The following is a 16,229-nucleotide window of genomic DNA, read 5'->3' as shown; positions in this document are numbered from 1 at the left end:
GGCGATGGCGCAAGCGGATGCATCAACGGATTATGCTGAGCATTGTGCGTCTTGCCACGGCGAGAACCGTCTGGGCGGCGTTGGCCCTGCGCTGATCCCCGAGACACTGAAACGCATGCGAGGGCCGCGCGTAGCGTCGGTGATCGCCGAGGGGCGTACGGCCACGCAGATGCCTGCGTTTTCGCATGAACTAGATGCGCTGCAGATCGAGGAGCTAGCGGGATGGCTGAAATCTCCGCTGGAGAGCAACCCCGAATGGGATGAGGCCGATATCATGGCCAGCCGTATTCTGGACGACGACTATGCGCCAGTGGATGGCCCCGTGTGGGACAGCGATCCGATGAATATCACGCTGGCCGTGGAGACCGGCGATCACCATGTCAGCGTTCTTGACGGTGATACCTTTGAAGTACTGGACCGGTTCGAGACGCCCTTTGCGGTGCATGGGGGGCCGAAGTTCAGCCCGGATGGGCGGTACGTCTTCATCATGTCCCGCGATGGTTGGGTTCAGAAATATGACATCTGGGCGCTGAAGCAGGTGGGGCGCGTCCGCGCAGGCCTGAACAGCCGTAACATCGCCATGTCGGGCGACGGTAAATGGGTTGCCGTGGCGAACTATTTACCAAACTCATTGACATTGCTTTCAACCGAGGACTTGTCAGTCGCGAAAGTCATTGAGATTAAAAGCAAAAAGGGAAACCCAAGCCGGGTTTCAGCCGTCTATCAAGCCCCCCCGCGCGAAAGCTTTGTACTGGCGCTGAAAGATGTGCCAGAGATTTGGGAGGTCTTTTATGGGGACAACCCACCGCAATCCGGCATTGGCCACGACTTCCGTATTGAGGGTCAGTTCAAGAATCCCAATCCGTTCCCTGTGCGCAAAATCACCACGCCTGACTATCTGGACGATTTCTTTTTCGACCAGAGCTATGAATACGTCATGGGGGCGTCCCGCGATGGCAAGGGTGGGCAGGTGATCGATCTGGTCATCGGGCACAAGGTGGCCGATCTGGATCTGCCGGGGATGCCGCATCTGGGGTCTGGCATTACCTGGAAACATGGCGACACGACCGTGATGGCGACGCCGCACTTGACCGATGGCACAGTGTCGGTAATCGACATGGAGACATGGGAAACCGTCAAGCGAATCAAGACCGAAGGGCCCGGGTTCTTTATGCGCAGCCATGAGAATTCTCCTTACGTCTGGGCCGATGTGTTCTTTGGGCCAAACAAGGACGCCATGCATGTGATCGACAAGCAAAGCCTTGAAATCGTGAAAACTTTGCGGCCTGCACCGGGCAAGACCGTGGCCCATGTCGAATTCACCAAGGATGGCAGTCACGCGCTAGTTTCGATCTGGGAAGATGACGGTGCAGTGATCGTTTATGACGCGCTGACGCTTGAAGAAGTGCGCCGCCTGCCGATGCGCAAACCGTCTGGAAAGTACAATGTCTGGAACAAAATCACCTTCTCGGAAGGCACCAGCCACTGAGGGTAAATGGCCGGTCTGGAAGCTGGCCATCCTGCTTTATCCGGCCACCGCGTTGACCGTTGCCATCAACCTGTTTTTGGCTGGATTGATCGCCCATAGCGCGGGGTTCGGAATAATCGAGCCGGTAACGGCGTTGGTTTGGTCGATCCCTCTGGGCATCCCTGCGACCTGGCTGGCCGGGCGATGGGTGCGTGGGCTTATGGATGAGTCAGATGATTGATTTTAAATCATAAAATCAGAACGCCGCCGCACCTAACCTAAGTCAAGTATCGCGCTGAGAGAATCCCTTAGAACACGAGGCGTAGCTTCCCGAGTCGGAGTCTCCATGCCTGCGCTGACCCCTCTGCACATTCTCCCTGCACGCGCCTTTCGCGCGGTTTGTGGGTTGGCGGGCATATTTCTTCTGTTGTTGCAGACCTTTGGGCCGGCATTGGCGAGTACTGGCGAAAGTGTCTGGGTGGAGATCTGCTCGGAAGGCGGCGCGGTCTGGGTTGAGGTTGATCTTGAGGAGGATGCCGAAGACCCGACCGCGTATTGCCCGAAATGCGCCGATTGCGCATTGTGTGCGATCACCAGCGCGGCACCTGTGCCGCAGGTGCTGGCGGTCGCGTATTCGGATTTCGTCCGTGTTGTACAGGGTCAGAACAGCGTTTCTTTCGAGTTGTACAACTCAAATTGGCGGTGGCCCGAAACCCGAGGCCCCCCGCAACCGACCCTAGACATAACTGAACGCGCCCTGCGCGCGTCCATGGTGCCCACCCAAACTATCGGAGGTGCGCCGTGGTCGTAAGTCGCGCAATCCATTTCCTGCTGGCTTTCACACTGTCCTGCCTGATGGCGATCAGTGCCCATGCCGAAAGTCTAGCCAGCTTCCTTCCTGAAATCGAACCCGCCGATCTGGCACCCGGTGCCGATGGCTTTGGCCCGGTCCGCGATGACGTCAAGGTTGCCCCCGTCATGAAGAGGGGTGAAACCGTTGCCTGGGCATTCCTGACCTCTGACTTCGTGGGCACGACGGGTTATTCCGGCAAACCCATCCATGTGGTTGCCGCCATTGATGACGATGCGGTGCTGACCGGCGTGCAACTGGTCAAACACTCGGAACCGATCGTGCTGATCGGCATCCCCAATTCCCGCATGGTCGAACTGACCGAAGGCTATACCGGTCTGGACCTCAAGCGCGAGGCCGAGACCGGGGGTGAGGGGCATGACCTCGACATTATCTCGGGGGCCACTGTCACGATCATGGTGATCGACGACAGCCTTGTGCGTGGCGGGATCAAGGTCGCGCGAGCACTGGGGCTGGGTGGTCTGTCTCCGGTATTGGCCGATGGACCCAAACGCGAAGTCGATATGGCGCAGAATGCCGTTTACGACTGGTCCACGCTATCCGGTGACGGATCGGTGCGGCGGCTGACGCTGGATATCGGACAGGTCAATGCCGCGTTCGAGGCCACCGGCGATCAGCGCGCCACAAAACGCCCTGAACCGGGTGAGCCGGATGACACCTTTATCGACATGCATATGGCGCTGGTCTCAGTCCCCTCGATCGGTAAATCGCTGCTGGGTGAAGCCGAATACCAGAATCTGATGAACTGGCTGGCCGATGGCGAGCAGGCCATTCTGGTGCTGGGGCGCGGGGCCTATAGCTTTAAGGGATCGGGTTATGTCCGGGGTGGCATTTTCGACCGGATTCAGCTGATTCAGGGCGACAACTCGGTGCGGTTTTTCGACAAGCAGCAACGCCGGTTGGGTAAGGTGGCCGCAACCGATGCGCCCAGCTTTACCGAGCTCGACATCTTCAAAATCCCCGCCGACGCCGAGTTCGATCCGGCTGAGCCGTTCCGCCTGCAATTGCTGGTGCAGCGCGCGGTGGGTGCCGTTGAGAAAACCTTTCTGACTTTCGATCTGGGCTACAAACTGCCCGAGCAATACCTGCTGCCGGTTGCGGCCCCTACCGTCGTTGATGATGCCACGGACGAGGCCGCCGCCAAGGCCGCACTGTGGAAACGCATCTGGAAGGATCGCACGGTCGAGATTGCCGGTCTGGGCGTCATGCTGCTGATACTGACCGCGACGTTCTTCTTCCAGTTCCACGCCACGATGAACGCCCGGGTCTTTTACTGGTTCCGCATCGGGTACCTGACGCTGACACTGTTCTTCATCGGTTGGTACGCCAACGCGCAGCTAAGTGTGGTGAACCTCATGGCGCTGGCGGGCAGTGTGCGAACAGGTTTCAGCTGGGATGCTTTCCTTCTGGACCCGCTGGTTTTCATCCAATGGTTCGCCGTGGCCGCCGCCTTGCTGTTCTGGGGGCGCGGCGCCTATTGCGGCTGGTTGTGCCCGTTTGGTGCCCTGCAGGAGCTAACCAACAAGATCGCACGGGCACTGAAAGTGCCGCAATGGACCCTGCCCTGGGGTCTGAATGAACGGCTGTGGCCCGCGAAATACATGATCTTCCTTGGTCTCTTCGGCCTCAGCTTTGTCTCCATCCCGCTGGCCGAGAAATATGCCGAGATCGAGCCGTTCAAGACCGCGATCATTCTGAAATTCATGCGCGACTGGCCGTTTGTGGTCTTTGCGCTGCTGCTGCTGGGGATCGGGCTGTTCATCGAACGGTTTTATTGCCGCTATCTCTGCCCGCTGGGTGGGGCGCTGGCGATCCCGGCCCGTATTCGCATGTTCGACTGGCTGCGCCGCTACAAGGATTGCGGCACCCCCTGTCAAACCTGCGCCAACGAATGCCCCGTTCAGGCAATCCACCCCACCGGTGAGATCAATCCGAACGAGTGCGTCACCTGCCTGCATTGTCAGGTGCTCTACCAGTCCGAGGACAAATGTCCCGTCGTTATCCGCCAGTTGAAACGGCGGGCCAAGACCGGGTCGGTCGATCTTAAGACCCCCCTCGGACAACCACCGGCGAACCATCCAAACGCCAAACCGCAAACCGCTTCCTAAAAAGGAGGAACGATCATGTCGGACAAAGAAAACAAACTAAGCATCACACGCCGCGGGATGCTGGGGGCCACTGCCACCGGCGCCGTGATTGCAGGGACCGGCCTCGGCTCGACCCTGATGAGCGCGCGCGAAGCCAGCGCCGCCGCCAATGCCCATCTGGAGCCTGGCGAGCTGGACGAATATTATGGCTTCTGGTCCTCGGGCCAGACTGGCGAGGTACGTATCCTCGGCGTGCCCTCGATGCGCGAACTGATGCGCATTCCGGTCTTCAACCGCTGCTCGGCCACCGGTTGGGGCCAGACCAATGAGTCGCTGAAAATCCTGACTGAAGGGTTGTTGCCGGAAACCAAGGCGTATCTGGCTGCCAACGGCAAGGTTACCTATGACAATGGCGACCTGCACCACCCGCATATGTCTTTCACCGATGGCACATATGACGGTCGCTATCTGTTCATGAACGACAAGTCCAACACCCGCGTGGCCCGTGTGCGTTGCGACGTGATGAAATGCGACAAGATCATCGAGATCCCGAACGCGCATGACATCCACGGCCTGCGCCCGCAAAAATACCCGCGCACCGGGTACATCTTCGCCAATGGCGAGCATGAGGCGCCGCTGATCAATGATGGCGAAATCCTCGACGATCCGTCGCAATACGTGAACATCTTTACCGCCATTGACGGTGATACGATGGAGATCGCATGGCAGGTGATGGTGTCGGGCAACCTCGACAACACGGACTGCGACTATCAGGGCAAATACGCCTTCTCGACCTCGTACAACTCGGAAATGGGTATGAACCTGGCCGAGATGACCGAGAATGAGCTGGATCATGTGGTCGTGTTCAACCTCAAAGGCATCGAAGACGCTGTTGCCGCCGGGAACTATCAGGAACTGAACGGCGTCAAAGTCGTGGATGGCCGCAAAGAGGCCGGCGGCGATCTGACCCGTTACATCCCGATCCCGAACTCACCGCACGGCGTGAACGCAGCACCCGACAAGAAACACATCATGATCAATGGGAAGCTGTCGCCGACCGTGTCCGTGATCGATGTGGAGAAGGTCGATGCGCTGTTTGCCGACAATGCCGACCCACGCTCGGCAATCGTGGCCGAACCGCAGCTGGGTCTTGGCCCGCTTCACACCGCGTTCGATGGCAAAGGCAATGCCTATACCACCCTGTTCCTCGACAGTCAGGTTGTGAAATGGGACATCGCCAAGGCGATTGAGGCTTATGGTGGTTCGGATGTTGACCCGATCCTCGACAAGGTGGATGTGCATTACCAGCCGGGCCACAACTCGACCTCAATGGGTGAAACGGCTGAGGCTGACGGCAAGTGGCTGATTTCGATGAACAAGTTCTCGAAAGACCGCTTCCTGAACGTCGGGCCACTGAAGCCGGAAAACGAGCAGTTGATCGACATCTCGGGCGACAAGATGAAGGTGGTCCATGACGGCCCGACCTTTGCGGAACCGCATGACTCGATCCTTGTTCATCGGTCGAAAGTGAACCCGGTCAACGTCTGGGATCGCAATGACCCGATGTGGGAAGAGGCGCGCCAGCAGGCGGCAGCCGATGGTGTAGATCTGGAAGAAGGTGCCGAAGAGCCCATCCGCGACGGCAACAAGGTGCGGGTCTACATGACCTCGACCGCGCCTGTGTTCAGCCTTGAGAAGTTCACTGTCAAACAGGGAGATGAGGTTACACTTTACGTCACCAACCTGGACGACGTGGACGATGTGACCCACGGGCTGTGCCTGTCGAACTTCGGTATCGCGATGGAAGTTGCACCGCAGGCGACCGCCTCGGTCACGTTCATTGCCGACCGTCCGGGCGTGCACTGGTTCTATTGCCAGTGGTTCTGCCATGCGCTGCACATGGAAATGCGTGGCCGGATGTTTGTTGAACCGCGGAGCGCGTAAGCCCATGCGTTGGCCCCTGCTCATACCGCTCCTGTTCGGCTCGCCCCTTTGGGCGGCGGATTGGGATGTGCCCAATCGGGCGGGGGCCATCAACGAGATACTGGCGCAGGCGGCGGATGGAGATACCCTCCGCCTGAGTCCCGGCGTTTACACCGAAACGCTTGTGCTGGACCGGCCCGTCACCATCGACGGGTTGGGACAGGCCACGATTGATGGCCAAGGTGAGGGCAGCGTCATCACGGTGACTGGACCGGGAGTGATCGTGCGCGGATTGACGGTGATCGGCTCGGGCTCTGACCATGACGGGATCGATAGTGGCATCCAGTTGACCAAGACGGCCACAGCGCCGGTGGTCGAAGATAATGTGCTGTTGGGCAATCTCTATGGCATCGACATTCATGGCGCCAAAGACAGCATTGTCCGGGGCAACCGGATCGAAGGCCGCCAAGACCAACGGATGAATGACCGCGGTAATGGCGTCTATGTCTGGAATGCCCCCGGCGCAGTGGTTGATGGCAATGACATCCGGTACGGGCGCGACGGGATCTTTGTGAACTCGTCCAAGAAGAACACCTTCACCAACAACCTGTTCCGCGATCTGCGCTTTGCTGTGCATTACATGTATGCGGACAACTCGGTGGTAAGCGACAATGTCTCGATCGGCAATGATCTGGGCTATGCGGTGATGTTCACGACCAATGTGACCGTGGCCAACAACGTCTCGATCGGCGACCGCGAACATGGCGTGATGCTGAACTATGCCAACAAGAGCACCATCACCGGAAACGTGGTGAAAGGTGCCAAGGAAAAATGCACCTTCCTCTATAACTCGAACAAGAACGAATTCACCGACAACTGGTTCCAGGGATGCGGCATCGGCATCCACTTTACCGCTGGCAGCGAGCGCAACCGTATCGTTGGCAACTCATTCATCGGAAACCGGACGCAGGTGAAATATGTCTCGACCAAATGGGTCGAGTGGTCCGAGGACGGACGCGGCAACTATTGGTCCGATTTTGCCGCCTATGATGTGGATGGCAACGGCATTGCCGATGCCCCCTATCGCCCCAATGACAGTATGGACCATGTGCTGTGGACCCAACCCTCAGCCAAATTGTTGCTCGGCTCCCCCGCCGTGCAGCTGGTGCGCTGGTCGCAATCGGCCTTCCCGGCGCTGTTGCCGGGCGGCGTGATGGACAGCAACCCATTGATGCAAGCCCCTGAACCCCCAGCTATGAAAAAGGTGCCTCATGACGGATAAGGCCCTGACTATTGACCATGTCAGCAAGGACCGAGGGAAAACCCGCGTTCTTGACGATATCACCCTGTCCCTTGCCCCCGGTCAGCGCGTCGCGCTGCTGGGCCATAACGGCGCGGGCAAGTCGACCCTGATCAAATCCATCCTTGGCCTGATCCCGATTGAAGGAGGCACCATTTGGATCGGAGACGCCAGCCCCGGCAGCGCGCAGGCGCGCCGCGAGACGGCTTATTTGCCCGAGGCGGTTTCCTTCCATCCCGCTTTGACCGGGCGAGAACAATTGACCCTGTTTGCGCAGCTTTCCAGTGGCAAGGCCGACGTTCCCGGCCTGTTGGAGCGTGTTGGTCTGAGCGATGCGCTCGACCGCCGGATCGGGGCCTATTCCAAAGGCATGCGGCAACGTCTGGGTCTGGCGCAGGTGCTGTTGGGCCAGCCGAAAGTGGCGCTGCTGGATGAGCCCACATCCGGTTTAGACCCAATCTCGCGGCAAGATCTTTATGCCATCATTGATGAGTTGGCAGGGCAAGGAACGGCGGTGCTGATCGCGTCCCACGCGCTGACCGAGGTTGAGGCCCGCACCGACCGGATTGCCATCATGCGCAAAGGCCGGATGGTTACCGATGACACGCTGACCAACCTGTCGGCGCTGGCCGGTCTGCCAATCCGCCTGAAGGTCCGCGCCAGTGCGAACCCCGACGCCTTGGCCGCTGAACTGGGCGGCAGCCGGATCAATGGCGCGTCGATTGAAATGCTCTGCACACCCAAGGACAAAATGGAGGCCCTGCGCCGGATCGCCGGACTGGGCGACGCGGTCGCGGATGTGGAAATGACCCCGCCCAAGCTGGAGGATCTTTATCGCCACTATGCACAGGAGGAGAGGTTATGACCCGCTTCCTCGCCATCACCCGCACCGAAATGTTGATCCTGCGCCGCAACCGCTGGCTGCTGGTCGCGACGCTGATCATGGTGCTGTTTGCCCTGGCGCTGACCTTTGCAGGCAGCGCGCCTACCGGCACGCTTGGCGTCGACATGCTGACCGTCTCAGTCGCGTCGATGACCACGCTGTCGGTCTACCTCGCCCCGCTGCTGGCGCTGATGATTGCCTTTGACGCCATCGCGGGCGACGTGGATCGCGGCAGCCTTTCACTGCTGCTGTCTTACCCGGCCGGGCGCGGGGAAATCCTGCTGGGCAAGTTCACCGCCCATCTGGCCGCGCTGGCCTTTGCCATGACCATCGGTTTCGGCACCGCTGGCGCAGTGGCCACCTTTTTTGGCGGCGCGGGGCCGGAAAGCCTGATGGCGCTGGTGCGCCTCATTCTCACATCGATCCTGCTGGGCGCCGTCTTTCTGGCGCTTGGATACCTGCTGTCTGCCCTGGCAAAGGGGGCCACGGCGGCGGCAGGCATGTCGGCCGGGCTCTGGCTGGTTTTTGTCGTCCTCTATGATCTGGGCCTGTTGGGGGCCGTGGTCATGGACAAGGGCGGCGTCTTCACCCAATCCGTCTTTCCATGGGTGATGGTGGCCAACCCGGCCGACGCATTCCGTTTGTGGAACATCGCGGCGACCGAGGGCGTCGCGATGGCCTCGGGCATGACCGGGGCTGCGCAAGCCCTGCCGGTCTGGGCTGCGCCCGCCTCGCTGCTGATCTGGCCGGTGTTGGGCTTTGCGCTTGCACGGCTCGCATTCCGGAGGGTCGAGCCATGAAACGTCTCGCCCTGATCGCACTGGTCGCGCTGGTGGCCTGCAAAGAGGAGGTGGCCGAGGCCCCCGATCCGGTCGATCTGACCCCCGATGCGCTGAGCTTTTTCTGCCAGATGAACATCGCCGAACATGGCGGGCCAAAGGGACAGATCCATCTTGAGGGTTATCCGACCCCGCTGTTCTTCGCGCAGGTTCGTGACATGGTGGCGTATCTGAAAAGCCCCGAGCGGGATGCCAAGATCACCGCCGTCTATGTCAGCGATATGAGCGTTGCGCCCAGTTGGCGGCAACCGGGGATATCGAACTGGATCGATGCTGATGGTGCAACCTTTGTCGTGGGTGCCGATGTCGCCGGCGGCATGGGCGCGCGCGAAGTAGTGCCCTTTGGCGACCCCGCCGCGGCAGAGGCGTTCATCGCGAATTATGGCGGCGCGGCGCTTCCGTTGTCGGACATTCCCGATACCGAGGTGCTGGGACCTGTCGATCTGGACCTCGCACTGGAGACACCCGCATGACCGTCCTGACCCGTCGCCGTTTCCTGACCATCTCAGCCGCCTGCGCTGCGGTTCCCGCGATGGCGGGCACTTGGGCCCAGTGGCGTGGTGTGGCGCTGGGCGCGCCTGCCAGCCTGCGGCTTGAGGGTGTGACGGAAACGCAAGCCGCACCAATCTTTGCTGCGGTCGAAGCCGAGTTGGATCGGCTTGAGAATATCTTCAGCCTTTATCGAACGCAGTCACAGATCAGCCAGTTGAACCGGACCGGTCGCCTGAGCGCCCCTGCGCCTGAACTGCTAGAAGTGCTGAGCCTGTGTTCCGCGCTTCACGACGCCTCGGGCGGTGCCTTTGATCCGACGATACAGCCGCTATGGCTGGCGCTCGCCAGCGGCGCGGCCCAGCCAAATGTGGACCGCGCGCGACAGACAATCGGGTGGGATAAGGTGCGCGTGGGCGCGGATGAGATTCACCTGCCGCACCCCGGACAATCCGCGATTACCCTGAACGGCATCGCGCAAGGGGCGATCACGGACCGGATTGCAGCGTTGCTGCGGTCTTTCAATCTGCACAATGTTCTGGTGGATATGGGCGAGGTTGCAGCCCTTGGTCGACGACGCCCGGGCGAGCAGTGGCATATCGGATTGGCCACACCTGATGGCATGGTCGCCAAACGGGTCAGGCTGCAAGACCGAGCCGTCGCAACCTCGGCCCCCGAAGGCACCATGCTGCAGGGTGATCAAGGCCACATCCTGGACCCGATGGGGATCAGTACAACACTTCGGGTCGTTTCGGTATCCGCCCCGCAGGCGGCATTGGCCGACGGTCTATCGACGGCCCTGTGTCTGACCCCAGAATCCGAAACCAACGGGCTGGTATCGCAGTTCCCAGGCGCAAAAATTGAAATGCTGATCTAAGCGCAGATAGTTGATGTCGAGACGAGATGGTGCCTCAAGAGGGACTCGAACCCCCGACCTTGTCCTTACGAAGGACCTGCTCTACCAGCTGAGCTATTGAGGCGATGCGCGAGCTCGTTTAACGGCAGGGCGCGGTTCTTGCAAGTGCGGATCGCTTGGGCCGGGCGGTTGACCCGTCTGCATTCATCCCGCATCCTGACGCCGACGCGATCCGCTTGGCGGGTTCGGCAGGTTTACCAGATAGTTGACAAGGCCATTTGAATGCCCGGGATTTCGCAGAAGACTTATGTGCTGGATACCCACCGGCTGCGCGATCCGGAACAGACCCTTGCCATTGTCAAACCGTTTCTCAAACAAATGGGCATCACTCGGATCGCCAACCTAACCGGGTTGGACCGGATCGGGTTGCCGACGGTGATGGTGACGCGGCCCAACTCGCGCTCGGTCGCGGTGTCGCTGGGTAAGGGATTGTCGCTGAGCGCGGCGCAGGCCTCGGGCGTGATGGAGGCGATCGAATCCTGGCATGCGGAGCGGATTGAGCTGCCGCTGCGGCTGTGCAGCCATGCGGATCTGGAACAGGATAAAGTGGTTGATGTCGACCGCCTGCCCCGTGTGACGGGCGGGCAGTTTGATCCACATGGGGCGATGCTGTGGGTGCAGGGGCGCGACCTGACCGCCGATGTTGCCTGTTGGGTCCCCTATGAGATGGTGGATACGGATTACACCACCTCACCGGTAACCGGGCAGCGCGCGTTTCCGCGCACGACAAATGGCCTGGCCTCGGGCAATGATGCCGTTGAAGCCGGCTGCCATGCGATCTGTGAACTGATCGAGCGCGACGCCACTACGCTGTGGCATCACGGAGGGGCCATGCCGCGCGTTGATCCGGCGACGGTCGATGATCCGCGCTGTCAGAAAGCGATGGATCAGATCACAGCGGCGGGCCTGGATCTGGGGATTTGGGACACAACTTCGGATATCGGTATCGCCAGCTTTCGCTGTGTCATCTGCGAGGCCGGAGAGGCAACGGGCCATATCGGCATAGGCGATGGTTGCCACCCAGACCGTGCCATTGCATTGCTGCGCGCGTTGACCGAGGCGGCGCAGACGCGGCTGACCTATATTTCGGGCGCGCGGGATGATCTGGACCCCGAGGAGTTCTCGGACGAGGCCCGCACGTGGCGCAGCCGGTATATCCGCGAGTTGATTGACGGCGCTGCGGCGACGGGACGTTTTATCGATTGCCCGTCGCATCTGACCGGGTCTTTCACCGAAGATCTTGATCTGCTGTTGACCAGCCTGTCGGCGGCTGGGATGGATCAGGTGGTGACCGTCGATCTGTCCCGGCCCGAGATCGATATCGCCGTTATACGCGCGGTTATTCCGGGGCTGGAGGCACCGCATGACGATCCCGATTTCATCGCGGGCCCAAGGGCGCGGGCGGTGTCGGCATGAGCATCGTTGTTTTCGTTGGACCCACGCTGCGGGCTGAGTCGGTGCAAGAGCATCTGGACGCGACCATCCTGCCCCCGGTCCAGCAGGGGGATGTGTATCGCGTGGTGCGCGACAAGCCGCGGGCCATTGGCATCATCGATGGGTATTTCGACGGTGTGCCCTCGGTCTGGCACAAGGAAATCCTGTGGGCGCTGGAACAGGGCATCCCGGTTTTCGGCAGCGCCAGCATGGGCGCGTTGCGGGCCGCCGAACTGGCCGAATTCGGGATGATTGGCGTCGGACGGGTATTTGAGGATTATCTGAGCGGCGCGATTGCTGATGACGATGAGGTCGCGGTGCTGCACGGTCCAGCCGAGCTTGGCTTTATGCCGCTGAGCGAGCCGATGGTTTCGATCCGTGCCACGCTTGCAGAAGCGAAGGCCGCCAAAGTGGTGTCGGAAGAGGTTGCCCAGACCCTGTTGGATGCGGCCAAGAGCCTGCACTATCGCGACCGAGTTTGGGATAAGATGATTGCGGCGGCAGATACCGCCTTGGGTCTGGAAGTGTTTCGGAGCTGGCTGCCCGAGGGGCAGGTGGATGCCAAGGGTGATGACGCCCGTGAGATGTTGACGCAAATGGCGCAGTATCTAAAGGCGGACAAAGAGGGCCCGGTCGCGCCGCGTGTTGAACGCACTCTGGTCTGGCGCGAACTGAAGGCTCGGGTCGATTCCGAGAGCGCCTCGCAAGAAACAGAGGCACGGGCATTGGTGGATGAGCTGCGACTGGATCCACAGTTATATGCCCGTCTGCGCGACCGTGCCGCGTTACACCTGCTGGCGCGGGATGAAGCGCATCGGATCAACCATTTGCCCGACCGTGATGCGCTGCGGCAACAGATGACCGCGCACCGTTTTGTGGCACGTCTGCCCCGCCATGCCGATTTGATGGAATGGCTTCAGGACAACGACCTGACCCTAACACAATACGAAGCTATGCTGGCCGACCGTGCCCATAAGGATGCGATTGTTTCCGCGCGTGCGGACGATCTGGACACAGCCCTATTGGCCGAGCTTCGCCACGATGGCAGCTATGGCACGTTACGCGACCGGGCGCGGCGCAAGGCTGATCACCTCGAGGGGCTGCATCGGGTGAATGGCACCGCTGGCGACACGAACAGAACGCAATCGCTGATCTGGTTTTTTGAAACACGGCTTGACCAAGCGATACCGGATGATCTTGAATCCTATGCAATCGCGCTTGGCCTTGAAGGGCGCGAGGCGTTTCTTGATTTGATTGAAGCCGAATTCATGTTTTGCCACGTCGGTGGCGATCCCGAGGACCAGGTGCCCGATAAGCGGGCTGAACTCTGACGGGACGATAACGGGAGGGGACATTGACGATCTGGCCCGACTATTCGGAAAGTGAAACTCCGGGCACGCGGTTTCTGCTTTACCCGCAATCGCCTTATCTTGAGCCAAACTCGAAACCCGAACTGGTCGAAATCTCGGCCCCGCAGGGCAGTATCGGGCCCGGACCCTCGGGGCCGCGCATGTACGCGATGTACCCGGTCGACAAGACGACCCCCTATGGCGCGATGATCGAGGGTGAAGATGGCCCCGAGATGTATCTGCCCGCCTGGGACGGCTATATCCTGCCACCACCCGAACCCGATGAGTTCGGTAATTTCATCCATATCGATCCCGAAGACCCCGGCTTTGAAGCCGCCCATCTGTTCGGGTCGGCCCATTTTACCATGGATGTGTGGGAGGGATATTTCGGCCGGTCGATCCCGTGGCATTTCGAGCGTGACTTCGACCGGCTAGAGCTGTCATTGCTGCCCGGTCTCGACAATGCGCATATCGGTTGGGGGTTTCTGGAAACCGGCGGCACCCGCGAGCATGGCGATGAATACCGCCCCTACAGCCTGAACTTTGACGTGGTGGCGCATGAGATCGGGCATGCCATCATTTACAGCGTCATCGGCCTGCCCTCGGAAGAGGATGCAACTGGCGAGTATTACGGGTTTCATGAATCTGCGGCGGATATGGTCGCGCTTTTGGCGTCTTTGCATTTCGGCTCGGTCGTGGATGAGGTGCTGAAGAACACGCGCGGGAACCTCTATACCTATAACCGGCTCAGCCGCTTTGCCGAGCTGTCGCAGAACTCGCAAATCCGGATCGCCGCCAATGACCGGACGCTGTCTGAATTCTCGAAGGGGTGGTCAAGCGAACACGCCCTGTCTGAACCGCTGACCGGTGCCATGTTCGATATTCTGGTCGATATCTACCATGAACGGCTGGTCGCCCATAATGTGATCGATCCTGAAATGGAGGAATTGTCGGACGTGCTGGAAGGGTCCGACGAATACAATGCGATCATGCAGGATTTGTTTGATGAACATTACGCCGCCGACCCCGAAGGGTTCCGCGTTGCGCTGATCGAAGCGCGGGATTTGCTGGGAACTTACCTTGCCGATGCGTGGGAGATGCTGGACGCTGACATGTTAAGCTATTTCGGGGTCGAGCGCGCTTTGGTCGTGGTCGATCACGAGATCACCGGCGGTGCATTCCGGCAGATCATCGAGGGCAATTTCCGAATGCGCGACATCGGACTGACACGGCCCGGCCCACGTCTGACCAAGCCGGACGGGTCAAGCCATGCAGCGTCGGTTCGTACATTGGCGCCCGAAGCGAAAGAGCCTTAAAGTCTTTGTTTTTGCCCCGCTATTATGGCAGGTTATGCACACGGGGTGATAATTTGACAATCGAAGCGCAAGGAATGCGCAAACTGGGACAGGCGTTGCCCTAGGCTCCGCCGGCCCCCGATAGGGAGAAAGTGATATGTCTGAGTCCTTACTCAGTTTTTCCGAGGTATTATTGTTCGGGCGAGAGTTAAGCGATCTTAAACTGAAACAGCGTTCGGTCCGTTTGGCGGAAGAGCTTGCAACCGAAGCTGAGCTGAATAACACCTTCCTGAAGATCGACGGTGTTGTTGTCCGCGAAGACGACCGGGTTCTGGTTCAGGTGGGCGCATCAGCGAACGCGCATTCAGGCATCTACAAGGTGGTCAAATCCGGTAGAGAGTTCAAATTCGATAAGCGCAAGAAAGTCTCACACGACTCGTTTGTCTACATTCGCCGGGGCCGCCAGTTCAAAAATACCTATTGGCAGCAGACCGCAAACAGCCACAAAGATCAGCTGTTCATCGAACAGGATGACCGCAGGAGGGGTCGCGGCGTAAATAATTTTATCGGCGACCAGCTTGGAGGCGATGCGCGGCTGGCTCGGATTTACGGCTTCGCCTACGATGGCACCTATTACGAGATGCCCGAACCGACGATCTTTCTGGTCCACGGCCACGGCGAAAGTGCCACCGGCGGCAACCTGCCCTACGGGTTCAAGCTGGACAAAGCCGGAGAGGATACCACGCAGCAAACCGCGCGCGCACCGATGAACCCATCGGTCTCGGGCGTGGCTGCTGCAGACTACCAGATTGCCAGCGATATTCGTGTCTGGAACTACGATCAGGCTGATTACACCCTCCGCATGGATATTGCGGCTGGCCAGATCGAAGAAGTGCTGTTGGACGTCTATTTCGAATACGACGCCCCGATGGTCAGCGGTGCCAAGGTATCCGGGGCCAAGGTCAGTGGGGCCAAGGTATCCGGAGCGAAAGTCAGCGGAGCCAAGGTATCTGGCGCCAAGGTCAGTGGTGCCAAAGTGTCCGGTGCAAAGGCGCGCGGGGAATAGGACCGGTTAAGACGAGGCGCTCTTGAGTTAAGCCTTATATGACAAGTGTTGCTGACCACATACGTGCAAGTGTGTGGACAGCAGCGACTTTATGCCTGCATTGAGCCCGGACCGGACATAGCCGAGTGATCTGGTAGCTGCGTGTGCACAAGGTTGCTTAGCAGCCCAAAGCGGACGACCGGCACCCAAAGTCAATGCTGCGGTCACAGACCACAAAGCAGACCTTCGCACCAACGTCCTCTTATGTTGGCTTAGCCGAGTAAGAGCTTGTGGCTCGTTGCATTCAGAATGCTGGGTTTCCCGACAATC

14 protein-coding genes and 1 tRNA gene are annotated in these 16,229 nt (G+C 59.7%); 14 read left to right on the top strand and 1 reads right to left on the bottom strand.

The annotated features are described in order from the left end of the window. Window positions 1–4 precede the first annotated feature (4 nt). From Q1B46_RS15070 to Q1B46_RS15025, 10 genes are all read left to right on the top strand, one after another. Window positions 5–1,489: a nitrite reductase gene (locus tag Q1B46_RS15070; RefSeq protein ID WP_299949405.1), complete on the top strand. Its 1,485-nt coding sequence runs from the start codon at window positions 5–7 to the stop codon at window positions 1,487–1,489. Further along, entirely contained in the window at window positions 1,446–1,709 is a 264-nt protein-coding gene (locus Q1B46_RS15065; protein WP_299949165.1) for a hypothetical protein, read from the top strand. Before Q1B46_RS15070 ends, Q1B46_RS15065 begins: the two co-directional genes overlap by 44 nt. 105 nt (window positions 1,710–1,814) lie before the next feature. Continuing rightward, window positions 1,815–2,279, top strand: a complete 465-nt coding sequence (locus tag Q1B46_RS15060; RefSeq protein WP_299949164.1) for a DUF2946 family protein — start codon at window positions 1,815–1,817, stop codon at window positions 2,277–2,279. A 44-nt stretch (window positions 2,280–2,323) separates the two neighbouring features. Beyond that, complete coding sequence (locus Q1B46_RS15055; protein WP_299949404.1) at window positions 2,324–4,447, top strand: NosR/NirI family protein; 2,124 nt, start codon at window positions 2,324–2,326, stop codon at window positions 4,445–4,447. 15 nt (window positions 4,448–4,462) lie between these two features. Continuing rightward, on the top strand, window positions 4,463–6,370 hold the full coding sequence (gene nosZ / locus Q1B46_RS15050; RefSeq protein WP_299949163.1) for a TAT-dependent nitrous-oxide reductase: 1,908 nt from the start codon (window positions 4,463–4,465) through the stop codon (window positions 6,368–6,370). A 4-nt stretch (window positions 6,371–6,374) separates the two neighbouring features. Beyond that, window positions 6,375–7,631 carry a nitrous oxide reductase family maturation protein NosD gene (locus tag Q1B46_RS15045; protein WP_299949162.1) on the top strand — a complete coding sequence of 419 codons (1,257 nt, stop codon included), beginning with the start codon at window positions 6,375–6,377 and terminating at the stop codon, window positions 7,629–7,631. Next, on the top strand, window positions 7,621–8,514 hold the full coding sequence (locus Q1B46_RS15040; RefSeq protein ID WP_299949161.1) for an ABC transporter ATP-binding protein: 894 nt from the start codon (window positions 7,621–7,623) through the stop codon (window positions 8,512–8,514). The genes Q1B46_RS15045 and Q1B46_RS15040 overlap by 11 nt, the downstream gene beginning before the upstream one ends. Then, window positions 8,511–9,332 carry an ABC transporter permease subunit gene (locus Q1B46_RS15035; RefSeq protein ID WP_299949160.1) on the top strand — a complete coding sequence of 274 codons (822 nt, stop codon included), beginning with the start codon at window positions 8,511–8,513 and terminating at the stop codon, window positions 9,330–9,332. The genes Q1B46_RS15040 and Q1B46_RS15035 overlap by 4 nt, the downstream gene beginning before the upstream one ends. After that, entirely contained in the window at window positions 9,329–9,844 is a 516-nt protein-coding gene (locus Q1B46_RS15030; RefSeq protein ID WP_299949159.1) for a nitrous oxide reductase accessory protein NosL, read from the top strand. The genes Q1B46_RS15035 and Q1B46_RS15030 overlap by 4 nt, the downstream gene beginning before the upstream one ends. Next, window positions 9,841–10,737, top strand: coding sequence for an FAD:protein FMN transferase (locus Q1B46_RS15025; RefSeq protein WP_299949158.1), 897 nt, complete (start codon window positions 9,841–9,843; stop codon window positions 10,735–10,737). Before Q1B46_RS15030 ends, Q1B46_RS15025 begins: the two co-directional genes overlap by 4 nt. Before the next feature lie 27 nt (window positions 10,738–10,764). Here Q1B46_RS15025 and Q1B46_RS15020 read toward each other — a convergent pair. Then, window positions 10,765–10,840 (bottom strand) — tRNA-Thr (locus Q1B46_RS15020). A 158-nt stretch (window positions 10,841–10,998) separates the two neighbouring features. Here Q1B46_RS15020 and Q1B46_RS15015 point away from each other — a divergent pair. The 4 genes from Q1B46_RS15015 to Q1B46_RS15000 all read left to right on the top strand — a co-directional run bounded on the left by Q1B46_RS15015 (window position 10,999) and on the right by Q1B46_RS15000 (window position 15,920). Continuing rightward, a complete protein-coding gene (locus Q1B46_RS15015; RefSeq protein ID WP_299949157.1) occupies window positions 10,999–12,192 on the top strand; it encodes a YcaO-like family protein in 1,194 nt (397 codons plus the stop codon). Beyond that, the gene (locus tag Q1B46_RS15010) at window positions 12,189–13,541 is read left to right on the top strand and encodes a TfuA-like protein (RefSeq protein ID WP_299949156.1); all 1,353 of its coding nucleotides are present in this window, start codon (window positions 12,189–12,191) and stop codon (window positions 13,539–13,541) included. Before Q1B46_RS15015 ends, Q1B46_RS15010 begins: the two co-directional genes overlap by 4 nt. A gap of 23 nt (window positions 13,542–13,564) precedes the next feature. After that, entirely contained in the window at window positions 13,565–14,875 is a 1,311-nt protein-coding gene (locus tag Q1B46_RS15005; RefSeq protein ID WP_299949155.1) for a hypothetical protein, read from the top strand. Between the two features lie 136 nt (window positions 14,876–15,011). Further along, window positions 15,012–15,920 carry a hypothetical protein gene (locus Q1B46_RS15000; protein WP_299949154.1) on the top strand — a complete coding sequence of 303 codons (909 nt, stop codon included), beginning with the start codon at window positions 15,012–15,014 and terminating at the stop codon, window positions 15,918–15,920. Window positions 15,921–16,229: the final 309 nt, after the last annotated feature.

The sequence above is a fragment of the uncultured Ruegeria sp. genome, from assembly GCF_947500045.1.
GTDB lineage: Bacteria > Pseudomonadota > Alphaproteobacteria > Rhodobacterales > Rhodobacteraceae > Ruegeria.
Note: the sequence above shows the minus strand (reverse complement) of the source record. Positions and strands in the feature narration are given on the sequence as shown.